This window comes from Terrirhizobium terrae, assembly GCF_030323265.1.
Lineage (GTDB): Bacteria > Pseudomonadota > Alphaproteobacteria > Rhizobiales > Rhizobiaceae > Neorhizobium.
Window position 1 is genome coordinate 3,335,572 of sequence record NZ_CP104992.1, and the last position, 23,638, is coordinate 3,359,209.

A 23,638-nucleotide genomic window follows, 5' to 3' on the forward strand; every position below is an offset into this window, starting at 1 on the left:
ATCCTAGCGCTGGTCGGCCGGGCCGGTGACGATGGGCGTATCCTCGCGGGCACCCCATTCGGTCCATGACCCGTCGTAAAGCGCATTATCCTCGTGACCGAGGGATTCCAGCGCCAGGGTGATGATGGCAGCGGTGATGCCCGATCCGCAACTGGTGACGACCGGCTGGCCGAAATCGATGCCGGCATCCTCGATCGCCTGGCGAAGTTCCGGAAGCGTGCGAAGCTTGCCGTTGGAGGAGAATGTGCCCGACGGCAGGCTGCGTGCGCCCGGCATATGGCCGGAGCGCATGCCGGCCCGCGGTTCCGGCTCGGTGCCGGCAAAGCGGCCTGCGGAGCGCGCGTCGGCGATCTGGGCCGAACCATCGCTGATGATGCCGAGCATGGTCTGCAGGTCGATGATCTTGTCGACCCGAACCCTGGCATCGAAGATTACCGGCGTGGGCGAGGGGCTGTCCGTCTCCAGCGCGCGTCCTTCGGCCTTCCAGCCATCGAGGCCGCCATCGAGAACGAAGACATTCTGCGCGCCCATGGTGCGGAACAGCCACCAGCCGCGCGGTGCGGAGAAAATGCCTGGGCCGTCGTAAATGACGATGCGATCGGTGTGCTTGATGCCGAGCTTGCCGACGGCTTCGGCGAAGATTTCCGCCGAAGGCACCATATGCGGCAGACCGGTCGAATGGTCGGCGACCTTGTCGTGGTCGAAGCGGACGGCGCCCGGGATGTGGCCTGCGGAATATTCCGCATCGGCGTTACGGTTCTGCACCGGGAGATAGAAGGATGCATCGACAATCTTGAGGTCGGGAGCGCCGAGCTCGCTCTCCAGCCAGTCGGACGAAACCACGAAACGGCTTGTTTCGCTCATGTCATATCTCCCCTAGCCCGAGGTGTTGGGCCGCCTTGTTTCAGTTCCGAGTTCAGGCTTCTGCAGGCTCACCGAATCTTATGCGGAAACGGCGGTTCTCCTTGCCCTTCTTTTCGATCTTGGCGATGTAGATCGCACCGATTTCCGAGGTGCGGGCGACATGGGTGCCGCCGCAGGGCTGGCTGTCGATGCTTGAGCTTTCGCCGATGCAGACGAGGCTGACGCGGCCGAGCCCAATCGGCGGCCGCACGTTCTTCGATTTGACGATGCCGGGATTGGCCGCGAGTTCCTCGTCGGTGATCCACTGGACATAGACCGGATGGTCGGCAGTCACGAGTTCCATCAGTCTTGCCGTGACCTCGTCCTTGTCCATCGGCTCGGTCACGTCGAAATCGATCCGCGCATCTTCCTCGCCAACGGCCGCGCCGGTGACGGGGTAGGGGCAGACGACGGAGAGCAGGTGGCAGGCGGTGTGCATGCGCATCAAGTTGAAGCGGCGCGGCCAGTCGATCTGCAGCGTCACCTGCTCGCCGACCACGAGCTGGGGCTGGCCTTCGAGCGGAACATGGATGACGATATCTTTCGTCGCACCATGGCGCGCCTGGCCGAGCATGACGCGGCTGCCGTCAGTGCGCTCAATGAAGCCGGTATCGCCCGGCTGCCCGCCGGATGTCGCGTAGAAGCAGGTGCGGTCGAACTCAAGGCCGCCATCTTCATGGATTGCCGTCACAACCGCCGGGGTCGAGGCAAGATAAAAGTCATCGCGGAAAAGCAATTGGGAAGACATTGGATGCTCGCTCGGTTCAGACCGTTTCGAAGGGAACCGGGATCTGGCGCTTCTGCGTCAGCCATTGCGGAACCGGCAGGCCCTTCGACTTCAGGAAATCGGGATTGAAGAGCTTCGACTGATAGCGGTTGCCGTAGTCGCAGAGCACCGTGACGATCGTATGCCCCGGGCCGAGATCCTTGGCGAGCCGGATCGCGCCGGCGATATTGATGCCGGAAGAGCCGCCGAGGCACAGGCCCTCATGTTCGACGAGATCGAAGATGATCGGCAGCGCTTCGGCATCCGGCACCCGGTAGGAGTAGTCCGGCGTGAAACCTTCCAGATTGGCCGTGATGCGGCCCTGGCCGATGCCTTCGGTGATCGAATTGCCTTCCGACTTCAGCTCGCCATGGGCGTAATATTCATAGAGCGCCGCGCCATCGGGATCGGCAATGCCGATCTTGATGTCGGGGTTCTTGGCCTTGAGACCCATGGCGACGCCGACCAGCGTGCCGCCCGAGCCGACCGAGCAGATGAAACCGTCGACCTTGCCTGCCGTCTGCTCCCAGATTTCCGGCGCGGTCGTTTCGATATGCGCCTGGCGGTTCGCGACATTGTCGAACTGGTTCGCCCAGATGGCGCCGGCCGGTTCGGTCTTCGCCATTTGTTCGGCGAGACGACCCGAAACCTTCACGTAATTGTTCGGGTTCTTGTAAGGAACGGCCGGAACCTCGACGAGTTCGGCGCCAGCAAGCCTCAGCGCGTCCTTCTTTTCCTGGCTCTGGGTCTCGGGAATGACGATGACGGTGCGGTAGCCGAGCGCCTTGGCGACCAGCGTCAGGCCGATGCCGGTGTTGCCGGCGGTACCCTCGACAATTACGCCACCCGGTCTCAGCAGGCCCTTGCGTTCGGCATCCCGGATTATGAAGAGAGCCGCACGGTCCTTCACCGACTGTCCCGGGTTGAGGAACTCCGCCTTGCCGAGGATTTCGCAGCCGGTCTTGTCCGATGCGTCCCTGAGACGAATGAGAGGGTGTTGCCGATGATGTCGATGACGGATGCGGAGGATGTCATATGATGTGCGCCCTGTTTGTCGCTGATTTAAGCTCCGTGTCTTGGATGGACAAGCGCCCGGTGGCAAGAAATGTGTTTCCTTTCGCCGGGGCAGGGGCGAAATCATCTTTTTCTCAATGGGCAGGCACCGTTGCGAAGGTGATGGCCGTAAGCTCGTCCGTGGTGTCGGATGGTTCGGATCCGGTGCGGGAGACGGCGGACAGCCTGCGACAAAATATGCCTGCCGCCCCTCAAATCTAGCATCTTTACGACGATGGCGCCGCGACTTAGATTTATCGGCAGACATGTTGCTAAACCTAGAACGGCTCGATCTGTTGATTGCACACTATGTCGCTGGCTGCCTGCCGGAGCCGGCGCATATCCTCGTGGGCTCTCATCTGGAGATGCAGCCGTCTTCCGGCCGTCTTGCCAACAGCCTCGATAGCCTTGCAGGCGACGCGCTCGATGCGACTGTGCCGCTCGCGCTGTCCTCGCGTGACGAGCGGTTGAAAAAGATCTTCGCTTCTCATCCCCGGATCGACGTGCCGTCGCTTATGGCTGGTGAAGACGATACGCAGATGCCCCGTTTCCTGCGTGCTTATGCGGGACAGAAATTGGATGACCTTTCCTGGAAGATGAAGTTGCCCGGTTTGCGGCAGCACGTGATCGAAAGGTCATCCGGCATGGAGGCTAGCCTTCTCTGGGCCCGTCCCGGCCGGGCGCTGCCGCACCACCGCCACGGGGGACTGGAACTCACGCTCGTGCTTCAGGGAGCATTCGAGGATCATCGGGGCGCCTTCGCCCAAGGCGATGTGTCGGTGGCAGACGAAACAATCGTTCATCGGCCAGTCGCGACCAAGGATAGTCCGTGCCTCTGCTTCTCGGTGCTGCTTGCCCCGATCGCACTGAGTGGCCCGACATTCCGGATTGTTGCTGATATACTGGGCGTGTGAAAACAGCGCCCCGCCTTAATTACCGCGGACAGATGAGACTGCCGGATGCGCGCGCCGTCGTCAGTAACGGCGCGCGGCTTTCAATTGACGTGCATTTGCGCTTCGCTGACGGCCTGCTCGAATTGCAGCCTCGCTTCTTCCGCCGTTCTGCGCCCGTCTAGAGCTGCACGGCATGCACTTCTTGCGCGAACGAATTGCGGACCGCGCAAATCCGGCCACCGATCCGTGAGAAGCCCCAGGGCCTCGGACGGGTTGTTGATGATCTCTGTTCCGAGATTTGCGAATACGACGTGAACCGGCTTCTGCCAACTTGCATGCGGCATGAACTATCCTCCCATTGTCCAGCCTTGCCTAACTGCGAGCTTACACGCGCAGTTCCCGTCGCGCCAGAAAAATTCGCCGATGGCCCTGCGCGCGATGGTCGCAATTGAAACTACGCTCGCGCGGGGACGCTTCGCTTATGGTCTTGATGATGGAACCTGCGCTTTGGCCTCCTGTTGTGTCTGAATATGCATGAAGACAGGAGACCAGAATGAGAGTTCAATTTTTCGGTGCCGGCCTGTTTCTGATGTTGGTCGCAGCGCTGCCGGCCGGCGCTCAGCAGCAGGACGCGAACCCGTCTTCCCCACAGGAGCGCTGTCGGCCTCAAGAGGGCGGGCAGCAGGGCGGAGACAAATCCGGCGATCTCTCGAAGAAGCTCGACGACTGCAATGGTGTCTTGAAGGCGCCGCAGACCGGCGATCCGGACATGGTGGAGCCTGCGCCTGATACCGGAGGCGGTCGCGTGATCGATCCCAACTCGCTGCCGGAAGGTGCCAATCCGTCCAACGGATCGGGCGGCTAATCGGCGAGTCAGGCATTTGCCCTAACGATTGCGTCGCCGGCGCGCCCACCAGACGGCCAGCCGCCGGCGGCGACGGCGCACATAGGGAATGTCATTCGACAACACGACAAAGCCAAGGGGCAGCATCCAGAAACCGAGGATCGGCAAAAAGCCCAGTGTGCCGCCCACCATAAGGGCGGAACCGATGCCGATGCGGCCGGCGCGCGAACGCGGCATCGGGACGTGGAAACTGCCGAGCGCCAGTTTTCCACTTCTCGGATCAATGCCAAACCGCCGCGTTTGCTGTGTTTCAGCCATAGGGCCCAACCTAATTCCTGTTATTTTTCAGGGCGCGAAATGGGGATCAATTGTGAATTAAGCAAGCAAATTGGATTTTTTTGAAAAACCGCTTGGCAAATCGGAAAAGCATTTGTATTACCCGCCGCACACGCCGCGGCGCGGTGTTCCCTGGTAGCTCAGCGGTAGAGCATTCGACTGTTAATCGACAGGTCGCCGGTTCGAATCCGGCCCGGGGAGCCAGTTTCAAGAGTACACCTGTTTTCATCGAGATATCTGAAAACAGGTGTTTCTCCTGAATATTCATCTCTCTCATCTCTTTGACATTGGCATGACACATCGCTGTCGATGAACAGCTATGTTTTTCTGCTTCTATCAATCCGCTACTCCGGCGCTTGACACCTTTGTTCTTGTGTGGAACAAAAAGAGAACAAAGATGGAGGTGCCAATGAATCGTGCCGATGAAGTCGCAAAGCGTGCCCTGGCTCTGGTGGCAGCGTCCCGCGCCATGCGTGAGCGCCACGAAAAGCAAAGACGGGAAGTCTATGAGCGGGTGCAGATCGCAGCACTCCGCAAGCCCAGGATTCCGAAGGGCATCCAGCTGAGATTGGACCTGCAATAATGAGGTTGGATACGGAGCGCTGCTGGATCTTGGGCCGTTGCAGCCCCATGATCTTTCCGGGATTGTGGAAATCCTCGTCCCGGCCGCAGGGCCGGGCTTTATCGATGAAGACGCGAAGCGTGCTGGTTTCCGAAGCCGTCAGTTGCTGAAGAAGGTCGCGAGGCCCTGGCCGCCCTTGAAGGCGAGATAGGCGAGAACTGCGAAATAGACGATCGTGATCACGTTGAAGACGTGGCCTGCAAGCACGATAAGCCCGTCGCGCTGCAGCATGCCTGCCGACAGAAGCAGGATCGCGACGCCGGGCAGCGTGTTGGAGAACGGAATAAGGCCGAGCGGGAACATCAGTAGCACGCCGGCCAGAGTGATCGCCATTCCGTTCAGCCGGTTGACAGCCGCGCCGGTGGTGAAGGCTTCCATCCGTGGCTTGAGAAAGCGGTCAAGCCGCGAGACGACATTGGCGCCTTTTTCAAGCGCAGGGCGGAGCTTTTCCGCATCCATCTCACGGTCGAGAATCTTTTTCGGCAGCCACGGCATGCGATTGAGCGTGATTGCGATGCTGACCAGAATGATGGCCGCACCGAAGACCGTGCTGACACCGGGAATGGAGACGGGGATCAGGAAGGGCAGGGAGGCGATGGCACAGACGAGCAACAGCCCCTGTTCGCCGATCTGCTCCATGAGTTCGCGCAATGTTATCTTGGGGCCGCGAATGCCGCGGATCAGATCGCGAAGAGTTTCGCTGAGCGACGCATTGGTGTCCTGAAAGTCCGCTGTGCCGTGCAATACCATACTCCCATGCCGTAGATCATGCGGCATTGGATAGCAGTATCAGAGCGTCAAGCAAAGCCGCCGCCGGTCAAGTCGATGCTTGCCGGCCTGCGGCATGGCATTTGACATCATTTTTCGCGGGAATGCATCCAGCGATCATAAAGGCCGCAACCGGCGACGAATGCCAGAGCGGCAAGTACGAACGGATTTATGGTGGTAAAGAACTCAAGATAGTGCATGCCGGTCTCCTCCTACCGCATGTCCCGTAAAGGGTGTCTCCCCCACCCGTTACGATTGAAACAATAGCACTATTGATCCGGAATGCAAAATTTTAGCTCGACCGCCGCGCTGTCGGCTTCACCCGCGGCGGGTCGTTTCATTGGTCTTTGGCCGATATCAGGGGGGATAAAGAGAATGCTTGGCGAAGCTGTCGCGCAATGTGCCGGACCTTGAGGCCAGGCATGGAGGCCAGAGGCAGAGAAATGTTGGTGAGCGACAAGCATCGGCGGGCGCTCAGCCAAGCATTCTTGCCTCGATGCTGGCGAGGACAAAGGTCTCGCGCACTTTTTCTATAGGGATCTGACGCTGCAGAGAGGCAGCACATTCTCTAAGGGCTCTTGCGTAATGCTGTCCTTCGCGCACAGGCCAGCGCCATGTCAGATATTCGAGCGCATCTTTTGGTCCCTTGATCGTCTCGGGGAAGCCGTAGCCAATGCGGACGCGAACTGGCTCAGACCAGTGGGTCAGTTCGGATGCAAGTCTTTCACTCATTCAAATACACCTTCATTTGCGGCGCACATAACGAAGCTGTTTCGAATTGGTTCCTGGTAATGTCAGCAAGTTGACGCTGGCTGGGTGCGTCGATGGCGCCAGCGATCATCATGGCCGTCAGGCGAAATAGCTTGGTTGATCGCTATGCCTTGTTATGTCGCGTCAAGGCGCCCGATGGCGAACTGCCGCTTGCCGGACGACTGAGCCACCGACGCAGGAGGTTTTTGCAAGAAAGTGGTGGCCAAAAAGGGCGTCTAAATGTGGAGCATGATCTTCAAGCCCATAAGTAGACCTGAAGGTCCTCCGTGTGGCGGGAGGCGTGTTTTGAATTCGAATGCTTTGGGGAGTTTGGAGGCCTCGCCCGGAATTGAACCGGGGTACAAGGATTTGCAGTCCTCTGCGTCACCACTCCGCCACGAGGCCATCCGTGTAGTCGGGCTTGCGAGACGCAAACCTTAGGGGTGTGTCGGGGCGTTTAGAACGAATCGAATTGTCGCGCAAGCACCTTGATCCGCTCTCGCCCGATTTTTATTGGCGACGCCCTTTGTCACGAAAAAATCGCATGCATGTCCAAGCGTCGTCCGATTGTTATGGTTAATTTTTAACTTATTCGACGCAGCTTGGAACCGAATGGCGCCTTGCGCGATTCATGACACCGCAATGCCGTGAATGGAGGATCGGACCCGTGCTTATCAAATTCGTCAATGCGCTTCGCCCGGCTGCCCTGGATACGGAAGGTACGGGGACTTATCCCGACGGCCTCTTTGCCGCTGCGCTAATGCGCCAGGCTCAGGTGGAGACGAGCGGCAGCCTGCGTTCATCCTACGGGCAGGACTATCTGGCCGCTCAGAAGTTCAAGGAGCCGCCGCGCACCCATTCGTGAGGGGGCGGCGTTTGCGGATATCTACGCTGCAGAAGCAGCAGTGACTGCGTGTTTTTTCCATTGGCTGCCAACGCCCGCTTGAAACCACCGGCGCTCGCCAGTAAGACGGGCAGGTGACCCGTTGAGCACGCAGGATTTGAGGCGCAGACCCATGATAGATTTCGAGGCAGCCCGGATTAAGATGGTGGACAACCAGATCCGGACCACTGACGTAACGTCGCATTCCGTTCTGCAGGCCTTCCTGACCGTGCCGCGCGAGAAATTCGTTCCGGAGAAGGCAAAGGCGCTCGCTTACATCGACACCGATATCGAACTTGCGCCCAGCCGCTTCCTGATGGAGGCCTCGCCGCTTGCCAAGCTCTTGCAGATGGCAGCCATCACCAAGAATGACAGCGTTCTGGAAGTCGGCACCGGCACCGGTTACGTCGCGGCAGTTCTCTCGCGCATCGCAGGCTCGGTCGTCGCGCTGGAAAGCGATGCGGCACTGGCCGATGCAGCAAGCCAGAACCTCGCCGACTGTCCGAACGTCAAGGTCGTCACCGGCGACCTGGAAAAGGGCAATGCGGCTGGCGCGCCCTATGACCTCATCTTCGTCAACGGTGCCGTGGAAGAGATTCCGGCAGGGCTTCTCGATCAGCTTGCCGAAGGCGGGCGTCTGGTCGCCGTGGTCGGTTACGGCAATGCCGCACAGGCCAAGTTGCTTCTGCGCGAGCGCGGTGCAATCTCGGAAAATTCCCGCTTCAACCTGTCCGTCAAGCCGCTGCCCGGCTTCCGGAAGGTGAAGGAATTCGTATTCTGATACGATTGCCACAGCGACAATTGCGAAGGGGCCCGCCGGCCCTTTTTGATTCTGTCTGTTGCGGTCGAGACTCACGGCGAAGCAAAATCTGTGTATCGCGCCGATTGGATCGCGGCCTCTCATTGTGTCTTGCGGTCAAGCACTTACACTACGACGAAAGACCCGGTTGTAGGGAGTCGGAAATACTCGGCAATTGCGAGGATGAAATGGCTCAGCCAAATGTAGCGCGTGAACCCTCCATGGAGGAGATCCTGGCCTCGATCCGTCGGATCATCGAAAGCAACGATCCGGCAACGGACGCTGCCGGTCTGCAGTCGATGCCTGAAGCCTACGCTGAAGACGAAATCGACGAGATCGAAGACATCAGCTTCGATCCCGAACAGGTCGCCAATGATGCGGGCATGCCGATGCCGTCGCAGGCCGCTGCTGCACCTGATATGGTCGCGGCACCCGCTGCGGAACGGTCGCTTTCGCTGGCCGACGTCGCAGCGCGCGTCCGCGCCGCTTCAGTTCGCCAGCAGGAGGCCCATCGCGCAGCCGGACCGCGTGCGGAAGAACCGGTCGCCCGCGCTCCAGAGCCTGTTTCCGCGCCGGCATCCGTCGTCTCGCCATTCCCGCCATTGCGTTCGATCACACCGGAAGTTTCCGCCGATCCGGCGCCTTTGGCTATGCCCGAACTGCGCCCGGCGCTTGATGAGCCGGCAGTCAAGGCATCCGACGAGGCGCTGAACAGTTCTCCGGCCGAGGCGCCGCGAGCGGCAGCACTGGATGAGGAGGTTCGTCCGGTCGCCGCTGAGCCTGTCCAGGCAGAGCCGGTCGCTCCGCACTTCCCTGCGCCCGAACTTGCTGCGCCTGAACTTCGCGAAGAAGGCCAGCAGGATGTATCGCGCCTGCCGGTGCAGATGGCCGCTCCGGCGGAAGCGCCGTTGGCGGGCATTGCCGGTCTCCTGTCGGAAGCTGCCGGTGCGCAGGTTGCCAAATCTTTTGGTGAGTTGGCCGACGTCTTCGATGGCCTGGAGCGTCGCTCGGTCGAGGAGATGGCGCAGGACATGCTGCGTCCGATGCTGCAGGAATGGCTGGACGACAATCTGCCGACGCTGGTGGAACGTCTCGTGCGCGAGGAAATCGAGCGCGTGGCCAGGGGCCCGCGCCGCTAAGCCGGCAGCAGGCGTCATTCGATATGGCCGCTCCGGCAACGGGGCGGCTTTTTTATTGACTCCGTCTACCCCATCTCTTTAACAACCCACCATCTCATTCATAAAGAAAAACGGGTCAGGAAATGCTCGAGAAGACCTACGATTCCGCCGCCGTCGAACCGAAGATCGCCAAAGCCTGGGACGAGGCGGACGCCTTCCGCGCCGGCGCCAATGCCAAGCCGGGTGCGGAAACCTTCACCATCGTCATCCCGCCGCCGAACGTTACCGGCTCGCTGCATATGGGCCACGCGCTCAACAACACGCTGCAGGACATCATGGTCCGCTTCGAGCGCATGCGCGGCAAGGATGTGCTGTGGCAGCCGGGCATGGACCATGCCGGCATCGCCACCCAGATGGTCGTCGAGCGCCAGTTGATGGAGCGCCAGCTTCCCGGCCGTCGCGCCATGGGCCGCGAGGCTTTCGTCGACAAGGTCTGGGAGTGGAAGGCCGAATCCGGCGGCCTGATCTTCAACCAGCTGAAACGCCTCGGCGCTTCCTGCGACTGGTCGCGCGAGCGGTTTACGATGGACGAGGGGCTTTCAAAGGCCGTTCTCGAAGTCTTCGTCACGCTCTACAAGGAAGGCCTGATCTATCGCGGCAAGCGACTGGTCAACTGGGACCCGAAGTTCGAAACGGCGATTTCCGATCTCGAAGTCGAGAGCAAGGAAGTCGACGGCCATATGTGGCACTTCAAGTACCCGCTGGCCGGCGGTGAGACCTATACCTATGTCGAGAAGGATGCGGACGGCAATATCGTCCTGCAGGAAGAGCGCGACTATATCTCGATCGCCACCACGCGCCCGGAGACGATGCTGGGTGATGGCGCGGTCGCAGTTCATCCGTCCGATGAGCGTTATGCGCCAATTATCGGAAAGCTCTGTGAAATTCCGGTCGGACCGAGGAGCACCGTCGCCTGATCCCGATCATCACCGATGAATATCCGGAGCCGGATTTCGGTTCGGGCGCGGTCAAGATCACCGGCGCACATGACTTCAACGACTACCAGGTCGCAAAGCGCAACAGGATCCCGCTCTATCGCCTGATGGACACGACGGCGTCGATGCGCGACGACGGCGAGGCTTATGCCTTCTACGCCGCGCGCGCTCTCGAAATCGCAAAGTCCGGCGAACTGCCGAGCGAAAGCGATGTCGACGAGATCAACCTCGTTCCGGAAGAATATCGCGGTCTCGACCGCATGGTTGCCCGTGCCAAGATCATCGAGGCGATCAATGCCGAGGGCCTTGCCGTTACCGTCAAGGATGCCGAAGGCAACGACATTCCCTATGTCGAGAAGAAGAAGATCATGCAGCCGTTCGGCGACCGCTCTGGCGTCGTCATCGAGCCTATGCTGACCGACCAGTGGTTCGCCGACGCGAAAACGCTGGCCGAGCCGGCGATCGCCTCCGTTCGCGAAGGCCGCACCAATTTCGTGCCGAAGAACTGGGAAAAAACCTATTTCGAATGGATGGAAAACATCGAGCCATGGTGCATTTCGCGCCAGCTCTGGTGGGGGCATCAGATCCCGGCCTGGTACGGCCCGGATGGCCAGTGCTTCGTCGAGAAGAGCGAGGAAGAAGCGCTTGATGCCGCCGTCCAGCACTATCTGGCCCATGAGGGCCCGTGGAAGGCCTGGGTTCAGGAAAAGCTTGAGAATTTCCAGCCGGGCGAAATCCTGACCCGTGACGAAGACGTTCTCGATACCTGGTTCTCGTCCGCACTCTGGCCGTTCTCGACCCTCGGCTGGCCGGACAAGACGCCGGAACTGGCGCGCTACTATCCGACCAGTGTTCTCGTCACCGGCTTCGACATCATCTTCTTCTGGGTTGCCCGTATGATGATGATGGGCATGCATTTCATGAAGGATGCGGAAGGCAATCCGGTCGAGCCGTTCCATACGATTTATGTTCATGCGCTCGTTCGCGACAAGAACGGCCAGAAGATGTCGAAGTCCAAGGGCAACGTCATCGATCCGCTGGAACTGATCGACGAATACGGCGCCGACGCGCTGCGCTTCACGCTTGCTATCATGGCGGCGCAGGGCAGGGACGTGAAGCTCGATCCAGCCCGCATCGCCGGCTACCGCAACTTCGGCACCAAGCTGTGGAACGCGACCCGCTTCGGCGAAATGAACGGCGTGAAGCGTGACGAAGGCTTCAAGCCGGAAGACGCAAAGCTGACCGTCAACCGTTGGATCTTGACCGAATTGTCGCGAACGACTGCGGAAGTCACAACGGCGATCGAGACGCAGCGCTTCAACGAAGCGGCGGGCGGCCTCTATCGCTTCGTCTGGAACCAGGTTTGTGACTGGTATGTCGAGCTTCTGAAGCCGGTCTTCATGGGTGAGGACGAACAAGCGAAGGCGGAAGCCCAGGCTTGCATGGCCTATGTCATGGAAAAGACCTACGCGCTGCTGCATCCATTCATGCCGTTCATGACGGAAGAACTGTGGGAGCATACCGCGACGCGAGATGGTCTGCTTGCCCATGCCGACTGGCCGGTCTCCGACTTTGCCGACGACGGTGCGGCGGACGAGATCAACTGGTTGATCGACATCGTCTCGGGCCTGCGTTCGGCCCGTTCGGAAATGAACGTTCCCCCATCGGCGACGGCGCCGCTGATCGTCGTTGGCGCCAATGAGGTGACGGCATTCCGCATGCGCCAGCACGACGCGGCCATCCGTCGTCTTGCGCGCGTCGAGAGCATCGAGCCGGCGGATGTCGCGCCGAAGGGGCGGCCCAGATCGTCGTCGGCGAGGCGACTGCCTGCCTGCCACTCGGCAACCTGATCGATCTCGTGGCCGAGAAGGCCCGTATCGAGAAGGCGGTCGTCAAGACGGAGCAGGAGATGGAGCGCTTGAACAAGAAGCTCTCCAACGAGAAGTTCATCGCCAATGCCGATCCGGATGTGGTTGCGGCCGACAGGGAGCGTTACGCCGAGCTGGAAATCCAGCAGGCAAACCTCAAGACCGCGCTGGTGCGAATCGCCGAAGCTGGCTGATCAAATCAGCCCGAAAATCGATATGCCGCATCCGGTGACGGGTGCGGCATTTTTTATCCGCAATGCAGGCAATGATTGTCCATTGTGCATCTGCACAATATTAGAAAGACGCAATGTGGCCACATTGCCACAGCCGACAATTCCTACAATACAAAATTCTACAGCCCTATCCGATCGACATGAGATGAAGGTAATTTCATCTCATGTCGGCCGATTCTGTCCCCTTGGCTCATGGGTTTACGTAAGTTTTTGGCGATTGTGCAGTGCAATCGCCCCGACAGCCGAAAGTTGTTGTTTAGAGTGAACCATCTAAAGTGGCGCCGGTAACTTACCGGGAGTGGGAGAGAAAATGGTAAAGTACATGTCGCGCGGAATTCTTGCGGTGGCGGCCGTCGGAGTTCTTCACGCACCGGCATTCGCGGGAGGGATTGAGAGAGGCGGCTATAATATCGACCTTCTGTTCGATACGTCGCGCTTTGCGGTGGATTCTGACTGCAACCTTCGTCATGCCTCAGCGCAAGCTGAAGAATGTTCAGGACACGAGCGGCACGACTCCGGCCTCGTTGAACTTCCTCGGATACAAGTCGTCGGCTGATGACACCGAGAACTACTGGTCGCCCCGAATCGGCGCCAAAGCCGGTTATGAAGGGTTGGACTGCATGTTCGACTACTCACAACCCTATGGTGCTCATTCGAAGCCGGGCGCGAATTGGGCTGGGGCCTACCAGAACATCGAAACCAAGATCAACAGCGACAACTATGCGCTGACCTGTTCCTACAAGTTTGATGTTGGTCCGGGCCAGTTGCGGATGATCGGTGGCGGCAACTACCTCCAGATGGACGGCTTCAAGGAGCGCCTGCTGATAGCGCCGGAACTGATTGCTGCATCGGGGCTGAATGGTACCGGTCGTCTTGATCTTGAAGGCGACGGCTGGGGCTGGCGTGCAGGCGTTGCCTACGAAATTCCGGAATATGCGTTCCGTGCAAGCTTTGTCTACTATAGCGAAGTGAAGCTCGACGACGTGTCCGGTACCGTCGACCTGACCCAGGTGCCGAGCGCCTTAAACCCGCTTGGTGGACGTATCATTCCGGTTTACGGTTCGACGGCTATGCCGGATGCGCTTGAACTAAAGGTGCAGTCCGGTATCGCGCAGGATTGGCTCGCCTTCGGTTCGGTCAAGTGGACGGATTGGAGCCAGATCCAGACAATCCCTTCTTCAATTCCGGCACGCAGATCACGTCGCTCGACCTCGGTTATCGTGATGGCTGGACGGTGACCGGCGGTATCGGCCACAAGTTCAATGATCAGTGGAGCGGTGCCGTCAGCGTCACCTGGGATCGCGGCACTTCACAGGATTACGGTGCCCAGTCCGACACATGGCTGTTTACCACCGGTGTTGCCTACGCACCGACCAAGAATGTCGAGATCCGTCTTGCCGGTGTCTTAGGCTTCATGACGAGCGGTGACTCCAAGTCGATGGTGGTCGATGGCCAGACGATCGGCGACGAGGCAACCTTCAGCTACGACAACGATCTCGTCGCAGCCGTCTCGACCTCTCTCAGGGTCAAGTTCTGACGACATTCTTCGATACGAAAGGCCCGGTTTCCGCCGGGCCTTTTCGCGTGTGCTGCCGGCTCTCGATTTTGTGACGATTTGGCAACACTTTTCTGTGACGGTGCTCGGGCGCCGGGCGAGCGGGGATTTTGTCCACATCCCGCCACAAACAGAGCGCAGCGATACTGGAAATAGAAAGCGCGGCCAGCGGGGGCGGGACGTGCATGTTGGAGTAACATGGGCGGGTTTGTTGAAGATAAACGGGGCGTTAGTGTCGCCGGGCGATGGATTTCCCATCCATTTTCCGCTGTCGGCCAAGCTTTGTTGGCGGGTCCTAGTCTTGCCGAAAATGGCGTTTACAGTTTCTTCAGCCTAAAGGGAGGCAGGATGTCCGGATCGACTGGTTCGGATCTTCTTACCGCGAGGCCAAAAACCATGCCCTGATCGCTGGCCGATTGGCCACGTCACGGGTTGAAAGAAACTGAACCATGCGGAAGTCTGGCACTGGATCCATGAGAGTATTGCTTCTTGGAATGTCGCTGGCGATGCTTTGCGCCGGATCGGCACTGGCCTTTGACATCAAGGCCGGTGTGTCGAGGAATCGGGCCCCTTCGATCTCTTCAAGTTCGGCTTCAAGGCCTACAAGAACGGCCAGAAGGAAGACGCTGTCGAAGCCTATCGTTACGCTGCCGAAAAGGGCCATACCGGGTCCCGTTGGGCGCTCGCCAACATGTATGCCTATGGCGACGGCGTGGCCAAGGACGACTACGAAGCCTTCAAGATTTATAATGAGATTGCAGCTCAAGGCGTCGAGCCGGGATCGGAGGACACTGGCTTCTTCGTCAACGCGCTGCTGTCGCTGGCAAGCTATTACAGCCACGGGATTGCCGGTAGTCCGGTGAAGGCTGATCTCTACCAGGCCCGTCAGCTTTATTTCCAGGTAGCTTCCACCTTCGGCGTTCCGGAAGCGCAATACCAACTCGCCAAGATGATGCTGTCGGGCGAGGGCGGTGGCGCCAACATCCAGCAGGCCAAGAAGTGGCTGAACCAGGCCCGCAAGAGCGGCCATCCCGGCGCCATGGCTGTGTTCGGCAACATCCTGTTTCAGGAAGGCCAGACGCAGCGCGGCCTCGCCTTCCTGACCGCGGCGCTCGATCGCTGCGTCGCCAAGGATTGCGGCTGGATGGAGCAGCTTCAGGAGCAGGCCTTCTCCATGGCCAGCGAACAGGAGCGACGCAGCGCCGTCGCCATGTCGCATCAGCTGGTCGATACGGACGACTGACGGCGAGGGAACGATGGCGGTTCGACGTATCGTTCCCAATATCCAAGGCGATGATCCGGCTCGGGCGAAAGCCTTTACAGTGATCTCTTCGACCTCGAACTCGCCATGGATCACGGCTGGATCGCGACCTTTGCCGGCGATGCGACCACCACACCGCAGATCAGCATCGCGCAGCACGCCGGTTCCGGCGCGCCTTTCGCCGACATATCCATCGAAGTCGACAATCTCGAAGATGTTCTGACGCGGGCGAAGGCGCAGAGCTATGCGATCGAATATGGGCCCACCGACGAGCCTTGGGGCGTGCGGCGGTTTTTCCTGCGCGATCCCTACGGCAGGATGATCAACGTGCTGCAGCACGTCTGACGGTGCCGATCAGGCGGCGAAATCGAAGATGCCGATGACCGGAACGTGGTCGGACGGCTTTTCCCAGGCGCGCACATGCTTTTCGATCGAGGTCGCCTTCAGGCGATCCGCCGCTTCCGGCGAGAGAAGCAGGTGGTCGATGCGGATGCCGTTGTTTTTCTGCCAGGCGCCGGCCTGGTAATCCCAGAAGGAATAGAGCCGGGTCGCGTCGGTCGTGGCGCGAACGGCATCGACGAGACCGAGGTTTTCGAGCCGTCGGAAGGCCGCACGCGTCTGCGGCAGGAAGAGCGCATCGGTTGCCCAGACGGCCGGATCGAAGCAGTCATGCGGTTCGGGAATCACATTGTAGTCGCCGGCGAGAATCAGCGGCTCTTCCAGCTCGAGGCAGGCCTGTGCGTGGCGGCGCAGGCGCTCCATCCAGGCAAGCTTGTAGGGATATTTGACCGGATCGTCGGCAGGGTTGCCGTTTGGCAGATAGATAGAGGCAACGCGGATCGCGCCGCCCGGTACCGAGAAGACGCATTCGATATAGCGGGACTGCTCGTCCACCGTACCGTCGGGCCCTTCGCCGCCGGGCAGGCCGCGCATGACCTCGTCGGGCTTGGTCTTGGACAGGATCGCCACGCCGTTGAAACCCTTCTGGCCGTGGGTTTCGACGTGGTAGCCAAGGGCTTCGATCTCGAGGCGCGGAAAACCTTCGTCGACGGATTTGATTTCCTGCAGGCAGACAATGTCTGGCGACGAGATCGGTCAGCCACTGGCGCAGGTTGTCGATGCGTGCCTTGACGCCATTGATGTTCCAGGTCGCGATCTTCATGCCTTCACCCTCGCAGTCTATCGGTCTCTTTTAGCCGATAGCGCGCGAGAGGAAAGGGAAAGATCGTCGATTGGCGTCAGACGGAGAAGCTGGTGCCGCAGCCGCAGCTGGCAACCGCGTTCGGGTTCTTGATCTGGAAGGACTGGCCGAGAAGGTTGTCGACGAAGTCGATCTCGGAACCCGCCATATAGATCAGCGACATGCTGTCGATCAGCACCTTGGCGTCACCGTTGGAAATGACGACATCGTCATCCGCCGGGGCTTCTGCAAGGTCGAACTTGTAGGAAAAGCCGGAACAGCCGCCGCCTTCGACGGAGACGCGAAGCGCCTGCTTGCCGGCATCGGCCGCGACGATCTGGGAGATGCGCTTGGCCGCGGCATCCGAGAGGGTTACGTTTTCAGTCATGTCTTTCGTCTCCTGCCGGGTTCAAGGCCCGGTGAGTTTCGGGCGGCGCCCGGAGAACTCGAAGATTCCAATTCGTTTGTCACCGGCTTTGCGCACGGTTTCACTATAGGTATGAAGACGTGAATGGCGCGTCAATGGGCGAGCAGGGACGAAGTACAGGTGAAGGCATGACAATCGATACCAGAGTGCTGGGTTTTGGCGGTGGCGAGCGGGCAGTCTATGCATCCGATCCCTGGGCTTCCCGCGGCCGAATGTTTCCCGAACAGACGAGCCTGACCCGCTCGGAATTCCAGCGCGACCGCGACCGTATCGTCCACACCACGGCGTTTCGTCGCCTGAAGCACAAGACCCAGGTCTTCATCAGCCCGGACGGCGATCACTACCGCACGCGTCTGACCCACACGATCGAGGTAGCTCAGATCGCCCGCGCCTTGGCGCGCGCGCTGAAGCTCGACGAGGATCTGGCGGAAGGCGTGGCGCTGGTCCACGACTTCGGCCATACGCCCTTCGGTCACACGGGCGAGGACGCACTGGACGAGGTGATGAAGCCCTATGGCGGTTTCGACCACAATGCCCAGTCGCTGAGGGTCGTGACCAAGCTGGAACGCCGCTATGCCGAGTTCGATGGTCTGAACCTCACCTGGGAGAGTCTCGAAGGTCTGGTCAAGCACAACGGCCCGCTGTTGGATAACAAGGGCGAGGGCACACATGGCCCGGTGCCGCAGCCGATCCGCGACTATTGCGAGCTGCATGACCTGGAACTGGCGAGCTTCGCCAGCTTGGAGGCGCAGGTCGCCGCCATATCCGACGACATCGCCTACAACACCCATGACATCGACGACGGACTGCGCTCCGGCCTTCTGACCTTCGACATGCTGGAGGAGGTGCCGTTTCTGGCGGGACTGATGAAGGAGGTGCGGGATCGCTATCCGGATCTCGATCCGACCCGCTTCGCCTACGAGGTGACGCGCCGGCAGATCACCCATATGGTCGAGGATGTGATTGGCGTGGCGCAGACCAATCTCGCCGCCGTGCAGCCGGAGAGCGCTGCCGACGTGCGGGCCGCCGGCCGGGTGATCGCGACCTTCTCGCCAGAAATGGCCGAGACCGACCGGTTGATCAAGAAGCTGCTGTTCTCACGCATTTACCGCCATCCCGAAATCATGCGAATTCGCGCCGGTGCGTCGCAGATCGTCACGGATCTTTTCCAGAAGTACATGGAAGACCCGACGCTGATGCGCAGCCACTTCTGGGTCAATCACATTTCCGGGTTGAAGGAGAGCGCGCGTGCCCGGCATGTGGCCGATTATCTTGCCGGAATGACGGATACCTATGCGGTCCGCGTCCACGGCGAGTTGTTTGACCAGACTCCCGATTTGCGCTAGGGCCTCCACCCAATATCAACGGCTTTCCAAGGGTTCGCGCGATGAAACGCGCGGGTGATAAGACATGAATTTGTTCGCCGACTTCGATCAGAGAATTAAGAATGCGCTCGAAACACTTGATATCATCAAGGAAAAGCGCAGTGAGATCGATTTCGGACGATTGACGGTCGAGCCGCCACGCGACCAGAGCCATGGCGATGTCGCGACCAATGCGGCGATGGTTCTGGCAAAGCCACTCGGCACCAATCCGCGCGCTCTGGCGGACCTGATTTCGGCCGCCCTTCGCGACGATCCCGATGTCAGCGAAGTCTCCGTCGCCGGCCCGGGCTTTATCAATGTCCGGCTCTCGACCGGCTACTGGCAGCGCCTCCTGGCCGTGATGATCGCCGAAGGCACTGACTATGGTCGCTCCAAGATCGGCGCCGGCCTGAAGGCCAATGTCGAATATGTCTCGGCCAACCCGACCGGCCCGATGCACGTCGGCCATTGCCGCGGCGCCGTTGTCGGCGACGCTCTGGCCAACCTCATGGCCTTTGCCGGTTATGACATCACCAAGGAATATTACATCAACGATGCGGGCGGCCAGATCGATGTGCTCGCACGCTCCGTCTTCCTGCGTTACCGCGAAGCGCTCGGCGAGAATATCGGCGAGATCCCGGCTGGTCTCTATCCGGGCGACTATCTCGTGCCGGTCGGCAAGGCACTGGCGGACGAATACGGTCCGCGCCTGCACAACATGCCGGAAGAAGACTGGATGCCGATCGTCAAGGAGCAAGCGGTCGCAGCGATGATGGTGATGATCCGGGAGGATCTGAATGCCCTCAACGTCCATCACGACGTGTTCTTCTCCGAACGCACGCTGCATGCCGACGGCGCCAAGCAGATCCGCGCCGCGATCAATGATCTGACCTTCAAGGGCCATGTCTACAAGGGCAAGCTGCCGCCGCCGAAGGGCCAGTTGCCGGAAGACTGGGAAGACCGCGACCAGACGCTGTTCCGCTCGACCGAAGTCGGTGACGATATCGACCGTCCGCTGATCAAGTCGGACGGCAGCTATACCTACTTTGCCGCTGACGTCGCCTACTTCAAGGAGAAGTATGACCGCGGCTTCGACGAGATGATCTATGTGCTCGGTGCCGACCATGGTGGCTATGTGAAGCGCCTCGAGGCCGTCGCGCGCGCCGTGTCCGACGGCAAGGCGAAGCTTACGGTTCTGCTGTGCCAGCTCGTGAAGCTCTATCGCGACGGCGAGCCGGTGAAGATGTCGAAGCGTTCCGGCGATTTCGTCACCCTGCGCGAAGTGGTAGACGAAGTCGGAAGTGATTCGGTTCGCTTCATGATGCTCTACCGCAAGAATTCCGAGCCGCTAGACTTCGATTTTGCCAAGGTTACCGAGCAGTCGAAGGATAACCCGGTGTTTTACGTGCAGTATGCTCACGCCCGCTGCATGTCCGTCTTCCGCCAGGCGAAGGACGCTTTCCCGGATCTCGACCTCGATTCTGCTCGATCTTGCCTCGACTGTCGGCCAAATCACTGATTCTGAACGAGCTTCAGCTTGTCGCGAAGCTTGCCGAATATCCGCGTTTGATCGAAAGCGCAGCGCTCTCCCAGGAGCCGCATCGCGTTGTATTTTATCTGTATGACCTCGCAAGTTCCTTCCATGCGCATTGGAATAAAGGTAAAGAACAACCGGAATTACGCTTTGTTAACGATAAAAACCGAGAATTGAGCATTGCCAGACTTGGGCTGGTGCGTGCTGTCGCTTGTGTTTTGAGGTCTGGCCTCGCTATTGCAGGCACTGCTGCACCGGAAGAAATGCGGTAAATTACGCCAACATTTCCCCATATTGCTCTGGCAGAGCGTAGCAATGTAGGTGAGTGGACGAGGCAATGGCGGATAACAACCTTGCGCGTAGCCGGAACGACGTACCGGATTTCTTTGCTGACGGTGACCCGTTGGCGGAACTTGCACGTATTGTCGGTTATGAGGAGCGAGTGGTGGCAAAGCCCGACCCGCTCTCCGTGCCGGCGGCATCGGTAGCAGCCGAGCGGCGAGATCCAGTTTTCAATCTCGAAGACGAGCTTCTGCGCGAATTCGAGCGTTACGACGCTCCGCGCCTTGATCCGGTCGACGATGTCGGTGTGGCCGAGCCTGCTGCGCCTGTCGCCGCTTACGAGCGCGATCACGTCGAGCCGGTATTCGAGCAGCGTCAAATGGAGGCGGCCCCTGCATTCGACGATCATGCCGACGTTCCATTCAACAGCGAGCCACTTGCTCCAGCCGAGCCTTGGCATGCAGGTGCGGTGCAGGCTGTGTCGCAGGCCTTTTCCGAGCCTGTCGCGCAAGCGCGTCACCAGGAGCAGGCAGAGGATGACGGATTTGATTTCGTCTCGCCGATGGATTTCGCTCAAGTCGAGCCTGAAGTCGAACTGCCGGTTAGCGCGGCCGTCGAACCTGTCGTTTCCGAGGTCGCTGAAGATGTTTCTTACGCCCCGGACGTAGCGGTTTCGCAGCCCGCGCCGGTAGCGTACGAAAACTTCGATCTGGCCGAGGAACTTGAGACCTCGATCGTCGCCGCGCCGGTTGCCCAGCCGGTGCCGGATGTTCGCCGCAAGGAGAGCTTCACGCCGAGCTTCCGCATGCCGATCGCCAATTTCCGGTCGGGTGCAGGTGTTGTCTCGGATCGCCCGGTTACGCCGAAGGTCGAAGTTCCGGCTCCAATTCCGGCGCCAGCCCCGGCCGCCTCCGCGCCTAAGCTCGAAGAGCAGCCCTTCCAGAACTGGAGCTTCACGGCGCCCGCCGCTGCCGCTCCGATCGTGGCCGCCGCGACGCAGCCGGTTTCCACGCCGGTGGCTCCGGTTACCGTTCCTGCAATGGAAATTCCGCTGGCAGGCCCGGCTGAACCGGTTGCCGCAAAGCCCGTTGCCGAGCCCAAGGCTGGTGTCGGTCAGTTCTCCGCATTGGACGAACTGCTCTATGACGTCGACCGCTATTCCAAGGCGTCTCACATCGAAGCGCCGGCTGTTGCCTCCGCACCGGTAGTCCGCAATGAGCCGGGCGTGGCTGATGTGCCGAAGGCCGCTGCGCCTTCGCTGGATGACGATATCGATCCGTTTGCGGATGTCGAATTCGAACTGGCGCTCGATGATCTCGAACTCGACCTTGCCGATATGGTCGGCGAGGAAAACAAGAAGATCGTAGAGCCGGTCAAGGCACCTATTATTGCTCAGCCCCCGTCGTTGCTCAGGCGCCCATCATGACGCAGGCGCCTACCGCGCCGCGGGTTTCTGCTGCCGCTCCGTCGGTTGCACCGAGCGTATCGCCGGTCCTCTCTGCTCCGGCCATGACTGCAACGCCTGTTGCAGCCGCGCCTATCATGGCAGCACCGGTCGTTGCCGCGGCGCAGCCGGTTCAGCACGCACCTGCAGCTGTTATGGCCGATGCCAAGGGTGCACAGGATGATGATCTCGCTTTCGATCCGGCGCTGATTGCCGATCTCGGAAGAGCATGTAGAGGCCATCGCGGAACTCGACGTTCCGGCACTGCCGGTCATTGAAGCGGAAGAGCCGCCGCTTTACCGCAACGATTTCGATCTTGATATCGACGCGGAACTGGCTTCGCTTCTGGAAGCCCCGGAAGCGGCAGCATCGATGCGCGGCGACAACACGCCGGCTCAGCCTGTCGCAGCACCGGCCCAGCCGGCTGCCACTGCTGCTGCCTCGGGTCAGTCGATTTATTCCGATCTCGACGATTTCGAGCGCGCGCTGGAAGAAGATTTCCGCCGCAGCCTCGCGACACCGCTTCAGGCCAATGACGAGCGCTATGCCGATCAGGGCAATTATGTCCAGGATCTCGATGGCGAAGAGGGCGGTCGCTCTGTTCGTCGCTGGATCGCGCCGCTCGCCGCTGTCGGCATTCTTGCTGTCTGCGGTGCTGGCGCCTATGCCTGGCTTGGCACCTCCGGTCCGGGTGCTGGCAATGGCGAACCGGTTGTGATTGCGGCCGATACCGACCCGGTCAAGGTCGCTCCGGCCAACCCGGGCGGCAAGACCGTTCCGAACCAGGACAAGGCCGTTTACGACCGTGTCGCCGGTTCGGCGTCGCAAACACCGCGCCAGGAGCAGTTGATCTCCAGCAGCGAGGAGCCGGTCGATGTCGTTCAGAAGACGCTGATGCCGGACAACCTTCCGCTGGAAGGCGAAAACGACATGCAGATGACGGATGTCGCCGATACGGAAGATCCGCGTCTGCTGCCGCAGGAACAGGCTGATGCATCTCAGTCCGCTGATCAGCAGGCCGTCACCGTCATGCCGCGCAAGGTCAAGACGATGATCGTTCGCGCCGACGGCACTCTCGTCGAACAGGAAGTGGAAGCTCCGGCTCCGGTCGCAAACATCGAGAAGGTGGCGGCTGCTCCGGCGCGTGGCGACAGCCCGGTTGCGCCGCAGCAGACTGCTGCTGCCTTCCCGACGGCCGCACCGTCGACCCCGGCCGCTGCCACGCCGGTCTCGGCACCCGCCGCTGATCCCGTTGCAACCGTTCAGCCGGTCAGCACCGAGCCGTCCGCGATCGAACAGATCGCCGCGCCGACGGCTGCCTCCAACGTTCGTGCGCCGGTTCCGGCAACCCGTCCGCAGCAGCAGCCGACCACGGTCGTGGCCTCCGTCAGCGACCAGGGCAATGTTCGCCCGGCGCCAGCAACTCCGGCAGCCCAGGCTACGGCCGCAGCACCTGCCGCCGCTGCTGGTGGTTATGTCATCCAGATCGCCTCGCTGCCGTCGCAGGCGGATGCGCAGAAGTCCTACCAGAACCTGTCGAATAAGTTTGGCAGCGTGATCGGTGGACGTGGCGTCGACATCAAGGCTGCCGAGATTGCCGGCAAGGGTACGTTCTACCGCGTCCGCATCCCGGCCGGCGCCAATAGAGCCGAGGCGGTCGCACTCTGCGAACGCTACCGGTCTGCCGGCGGCAGCTGCCTCGTGGCACGCTGATCGCTACTCCTGAATAATCGAAACGGGGCGCGCGGCGCCCGTTTTTC

General features: G+C 60.3%; 20 protein-coding genes, 2 tRNA genes and 6 pseudogenes. 18 read left to right on the plus strand and 10 right to left on the minus strand.

The features are described 5' to 3' along the window. Positions 1 to 3: 3 nt before the first annotated feature. The 3 genes and pseudogenes from sseA to N7E02_RS24390 form a co-directional block, all read right to left on the minus strand. Positions 4 to 864, minus strand: a complete 861-nt coding sequence (gene sseA / locus N7E02_RS24380; RefSeq protein ID WP_286580186.1) for a 3-mercaptopyruvate sulfurtransferase — start codon at positions 862 to 864, stop codon at positions 4 to 6. Positions 865 to 916: 52 nt separating this feature from the next. Further along, a complete protein-coding gene (locus N7E02_RS24385) occupies positions 917 to 1,651 on the minus strand; it encodes an alanyl-tRNA editing protein (protein WP_286580187.1) in 735 nt (244 codons plus the stop codon). Positions 1,652 to 1,667: 16 nt separating this feature from the next. Continuing rightward, positions 1,668 to 2,704 (minus strand): annotated as a pseudogene (locus N7E02_RS24390) (cysteine synthase A). Between N7E02_RS24390 and N7E02_RS24395 the strand changes: the two are divergent. Then, complete coding sequence (locus N7E02_RS24395; RefSeq protein ID WP_286580189.1) at positions 2,705 to 2,944, plus strand: hypothetical protein; 240 nt, start codon at positions 2,705 to 2,707, stop codon at positions 2,942 to 2,944. Between the two features lie 44 nt (positions 2,945 to 2,988). Then, the gene (locus N7E02_RS24400) at positions 2,989 to 3,636 is read left to right on the plus strand and encodes a ChrR family anti-sigma-E factor (RefSeq protein ID WP_286580190.1); all 648 of its coding nucleotides are present in this window, start codon (positions 2,989 to 2,991) and stop codon (positions 3,634 to 3,636) included. Between the two features lie 80 nt (positions 3,637 to 3,716). On the opposite strand, the gene N7E02_RS24405 is transcribed toward N7E02_RS24400, so the two are convergent. After that, positions 3,717 to 3,959, minus strand: a complete 243-nt coding sequence (locus tag N7E02_RS24405) for a DUF982 domain-containing protein (RefSeq protein ID WP_093000570.1) — start codon at positions 3,957 to 3,959, stop codon at positions 3,717 to 3,719. A 209-nt stretch (positions 3,960 to 4,168) separates the two neighbouring features. Here N7E02_RS24405 and N7E02_RS24410 point away from each other — a divergent pair, with 209 nt between their 5' ends. Beyond that, on the plus strand, positions 4,169 to 4,480 hold the full coding sequence (locus N7E02_RS24410; RefSeq protein WP_286580193.1) for a hypothetical protein: 312 nt from the start codon (positions 4,169 to 4,171) through the stop codon (positions 4,478 to 4,480). A 21-nt stretch (positions 4,481 to 4,501) separates the two neighbouring features. On the opposite strand, the gene N7E02_RS24415 is transcribed toward N7E02_RS24410, so the two are convergent. Then, positions 4,502 to 4,777 (minus strand): hypothetical protein, encoded by a 276-nt coding sequence (locus tag N7E02_RS24415; protein ID WP_286580195.1) that lies wholly within the window; start codon positions 4,775 to 4,777, stop codon positions 4,502 to 4,504. 147 nt (positions 4,778 to 4,924) lie between these two features. On the opposite strand from N7E02_RS24415, the gene N7E02_RS24420 reads away from it, so the two are divergent. Continuing rightward, positions 4,925 to 4,999, plus strand: a tRNA-Asn gene (locus N7E02_RS24420). Between the two features lie 205 nt (positions 5,000 to 5,204). Further along, positions 5,205 to 5,378 carry a hypothetical protein gene (locus tag N7E02_RS24425; protein ID WP_286580197.1) on the plus strand — a complete coding sequence of 58 codons (174 nt, stop codon included), beginning with the start codon at positions 5,205 to 5,207 and terminating at the stop codon, positions 5,376 to 5,378. A gap of 138 nt (positions 5,379 to 5,516) precedes the next feature. On the opposite strand, the gene N7E02_RS24430 is transcribed toward N7E02_RS24425, so the two are convergent. The 3 genes from N7E02_RS24430 to N7E02_RS24440 form a co-directional block, all read right to left on the minus strand. Then, on the minus strand, positions 5,517 to 6,161 hold the full coding sequence (locus tag N7E02_RS24430; RefSeq protein ID WP_286580199.1) for an exopolysaccharide biosynthesis protein: 645 nt from the start codon (positions 6,159 to 6,161) through the stop codon (positions 5,517 to 5,519). Positions 6,162 to 6,659: 498 nt separating this feature from the next. Continuing rightward, complete coding sequence (locus N7E02_RS24435) at positions 6,660 to 6,917, minus strand: DUF982 domain-containing protein (protein WP_286580201.1); 258 nt, start codon at positions 6,915 to 6,917, stop codon at positions 6,660 to 6,662. A 349-nt stretch (positions 6,918 to 7,266) separates the two neighbouring features. Continuing rightward, positions 7,267 to 7,340: transfer RNA gene (locus N7E02_RS24440), tRNA-Cys, on the minus strand. A gap of 262 nt (positions 7,341 to 7,602) precedes the next feature. Between N7E02_RS24440 and N7E02_RS24445 the strand changes: the two genes are divergently transcribed. The 8 genes and pseudogenes from N7E02_RS24445 (at position 7,603) to N7E02_RS24475 (ending at position 15,992) form a co-directional block, all read left to right on the plus strand. Next, positions 7,603 to 7,800 (plus strand): hypothetical protein, encoded by a 198-nt coding sequence (locus N7E02_RS24445; RefSeq protein WP_286580203.1) that lies wholly within the window; start codon positions 7,603 to 7,605, stop codon positions 7,798 to 7,800. Positions 7,801 to 7,951: 151 nt separating this feature from the next. After that, positions 7,952 to 8,599 carry a protein-L-isoaspartate O-methyltransferase family protein gene (locus N7E02_RS24450; RefSeq protein WP_286580205.1) on the plus strand — a complete coding sequence of 216 codons (648 nt, stop codon included), beginning with the start codon at positions 7,952 to 7,954 and terminating at the stop codon, positions 8,597 to 8,599. A gap of 206 nt (positions 8,600 to 8,805) precedes the next feature. Further along, positions 8,806 to 9,756 carry a DUF2497 domain-containing protein gene (locus tag N7E02_RS24455; protein WP_286580206.1) on the plus strand — a complete coding sequence of 317 codons (951 nt, stop codon included), beginning with the start codon at positions 8,806 to 8,808 and terminating at the stop codon, positions 9,754 to 9,756. 122 nt (positions 9,757 to 9,878) lie between these two features. Beyond that, entirely contained in the window at positions 9,879 to 10,712 is an 834-nt protein-coding gene (locus N7E02_RS30130; RefSeq protein WP_374730658.1) for a class I tRNA ligase family protein, read from the plus strand. 8 nt (positions 10,713 to 10,720) lie between these two features. Then, positions 10,721 to 12,792, plus strand: a pseudogene (locus N7E02_RS24460) (valine--tRNA ligase). A 349-nt stretch (positions 12,793 to 13,141) separates the two neighbouring features. Continuing rightward, positions 13,142 to 14,368: pseudogene (locus N7E02_RS24465) on the plus strand (outer membrane protein transport protein). A 467-nt stretch (positions 14,369 to 14,835) separates the two neighbouring features. Then, positions 14,836 to 15,629 (plus strand): annotated as a pseudogene (exoR, locus tag N7E02_RS24470) (exopolysaccharide production regulator ExoR). A gap of 105 nt (positions 15,630 to 15,734) precedes the next feature. Then, positions 15,735 to 15,992 carry a VOC family protein gene (locus N7E02_RS24475; protein ID WP_353622847.1) on the plus strand — a complete coding sequence of 86 codons (258 nt, stop codon included), beginning with the start codon at positions 15,735 to 15,737 and terminating at the stop codon, positions 15,990 to 15,992. A 9-nt stretch (positions 15,993 to 16,001) separates the two neighbouring features. Here N7E02_RS24475 and xth read toward each other — a convergent pair. Both xth and erpA read right to left on the minus strand, forming a co-directional pair. After that, positions 16,002 to 16,809, minus strand: a pseudogene (xth, locus tag N7E02_RS24480) (exodeoxyribonuclease III). A gap of 76 nt (positions 16,810 to 16,885) precedes the next feature. After that, positions 16,886 to 17,215, minus strand: a complete 330-nt coding sequence (gene erpA / locus N7E02_RS24485) for an iron-sulfur cluster insertion protein ErpA (protein WP_286580208.1) — start codon at positions 17,213 to 17,215, stop codon at positions 16,886 to 16,888. 167 nt (positions 17,216 to 17,382) lie between these two features. Between erpA and N7E02_RS24490 the strand changes: the two genes are divergently transcribed. From N7E02_RS24490 to N7E02_RS24510, 5 genes and pseudogenes are all read left to right on the plus strand, one after another. Then, positions 17,383 to 18,600 carry a deoxyguanosinetriphosphate triphosphohydrolase gene (locus N7E02_RS24490; protein ID WP_286580210.1) on the plus strand — a complete coding sequence of 406 codons (1,218 nt, stop codon included), beginning with the start codon at positions 17,383 to 17,385 and terminating at the stop codon, positions 18,598 to 18,600. 64 nt (positions 18,601 to 18,664) lie between these two features. Further along, a pseudogene (argS, locus tag N7E02_RS24495) lies at positions 18,665 to 20,424 on the plus strand (arginine--tRNA ligase). A gap of 65 nt (positions 20,425 to 20,489) precedes the next feature. After that, the gene (locus N7E02_RS24500) at positions 20,490 to 21,860 is read left to right on the plus strand and encodes a hypothetical protein (RefSeq protein WP_286580212.1); all 1,371 of its coding nucleotides are present in this window, start codon (positions 20,490 to 20,492) and stop codon (positions 21,858 to 21,860) included. After that, a complete protein-coding gene (locus N7E02_RS24505; protein WP_286580214.1) occupies positions 21,857 to 22,156 on the plus strand; it encodes a hypothetical protein in 300 nt (99 codons plus the stop codon). The genes N7E02_RS24500 and N7E02_RS24505 overlap by 4 nt, the downstream gene beginning before the upstream one ends. Then, positions 22,089 to 23,591, plus strand: coding sequence for an SPOR domain-containing protein (locus N7E02_RS24510; RefSeq protein WP_286580216.1), 1,503 nt, complete (start codon positions 22,089 to 22,091; stop codon positions 23,589 to 23,591). Before N7E02_RS24505 ends, N7E02_RS24510 begins: the two co-directional genes overlap by 68 nt. Positions 23,592 to 23,638: the final 47 nt, after the last annotated feature.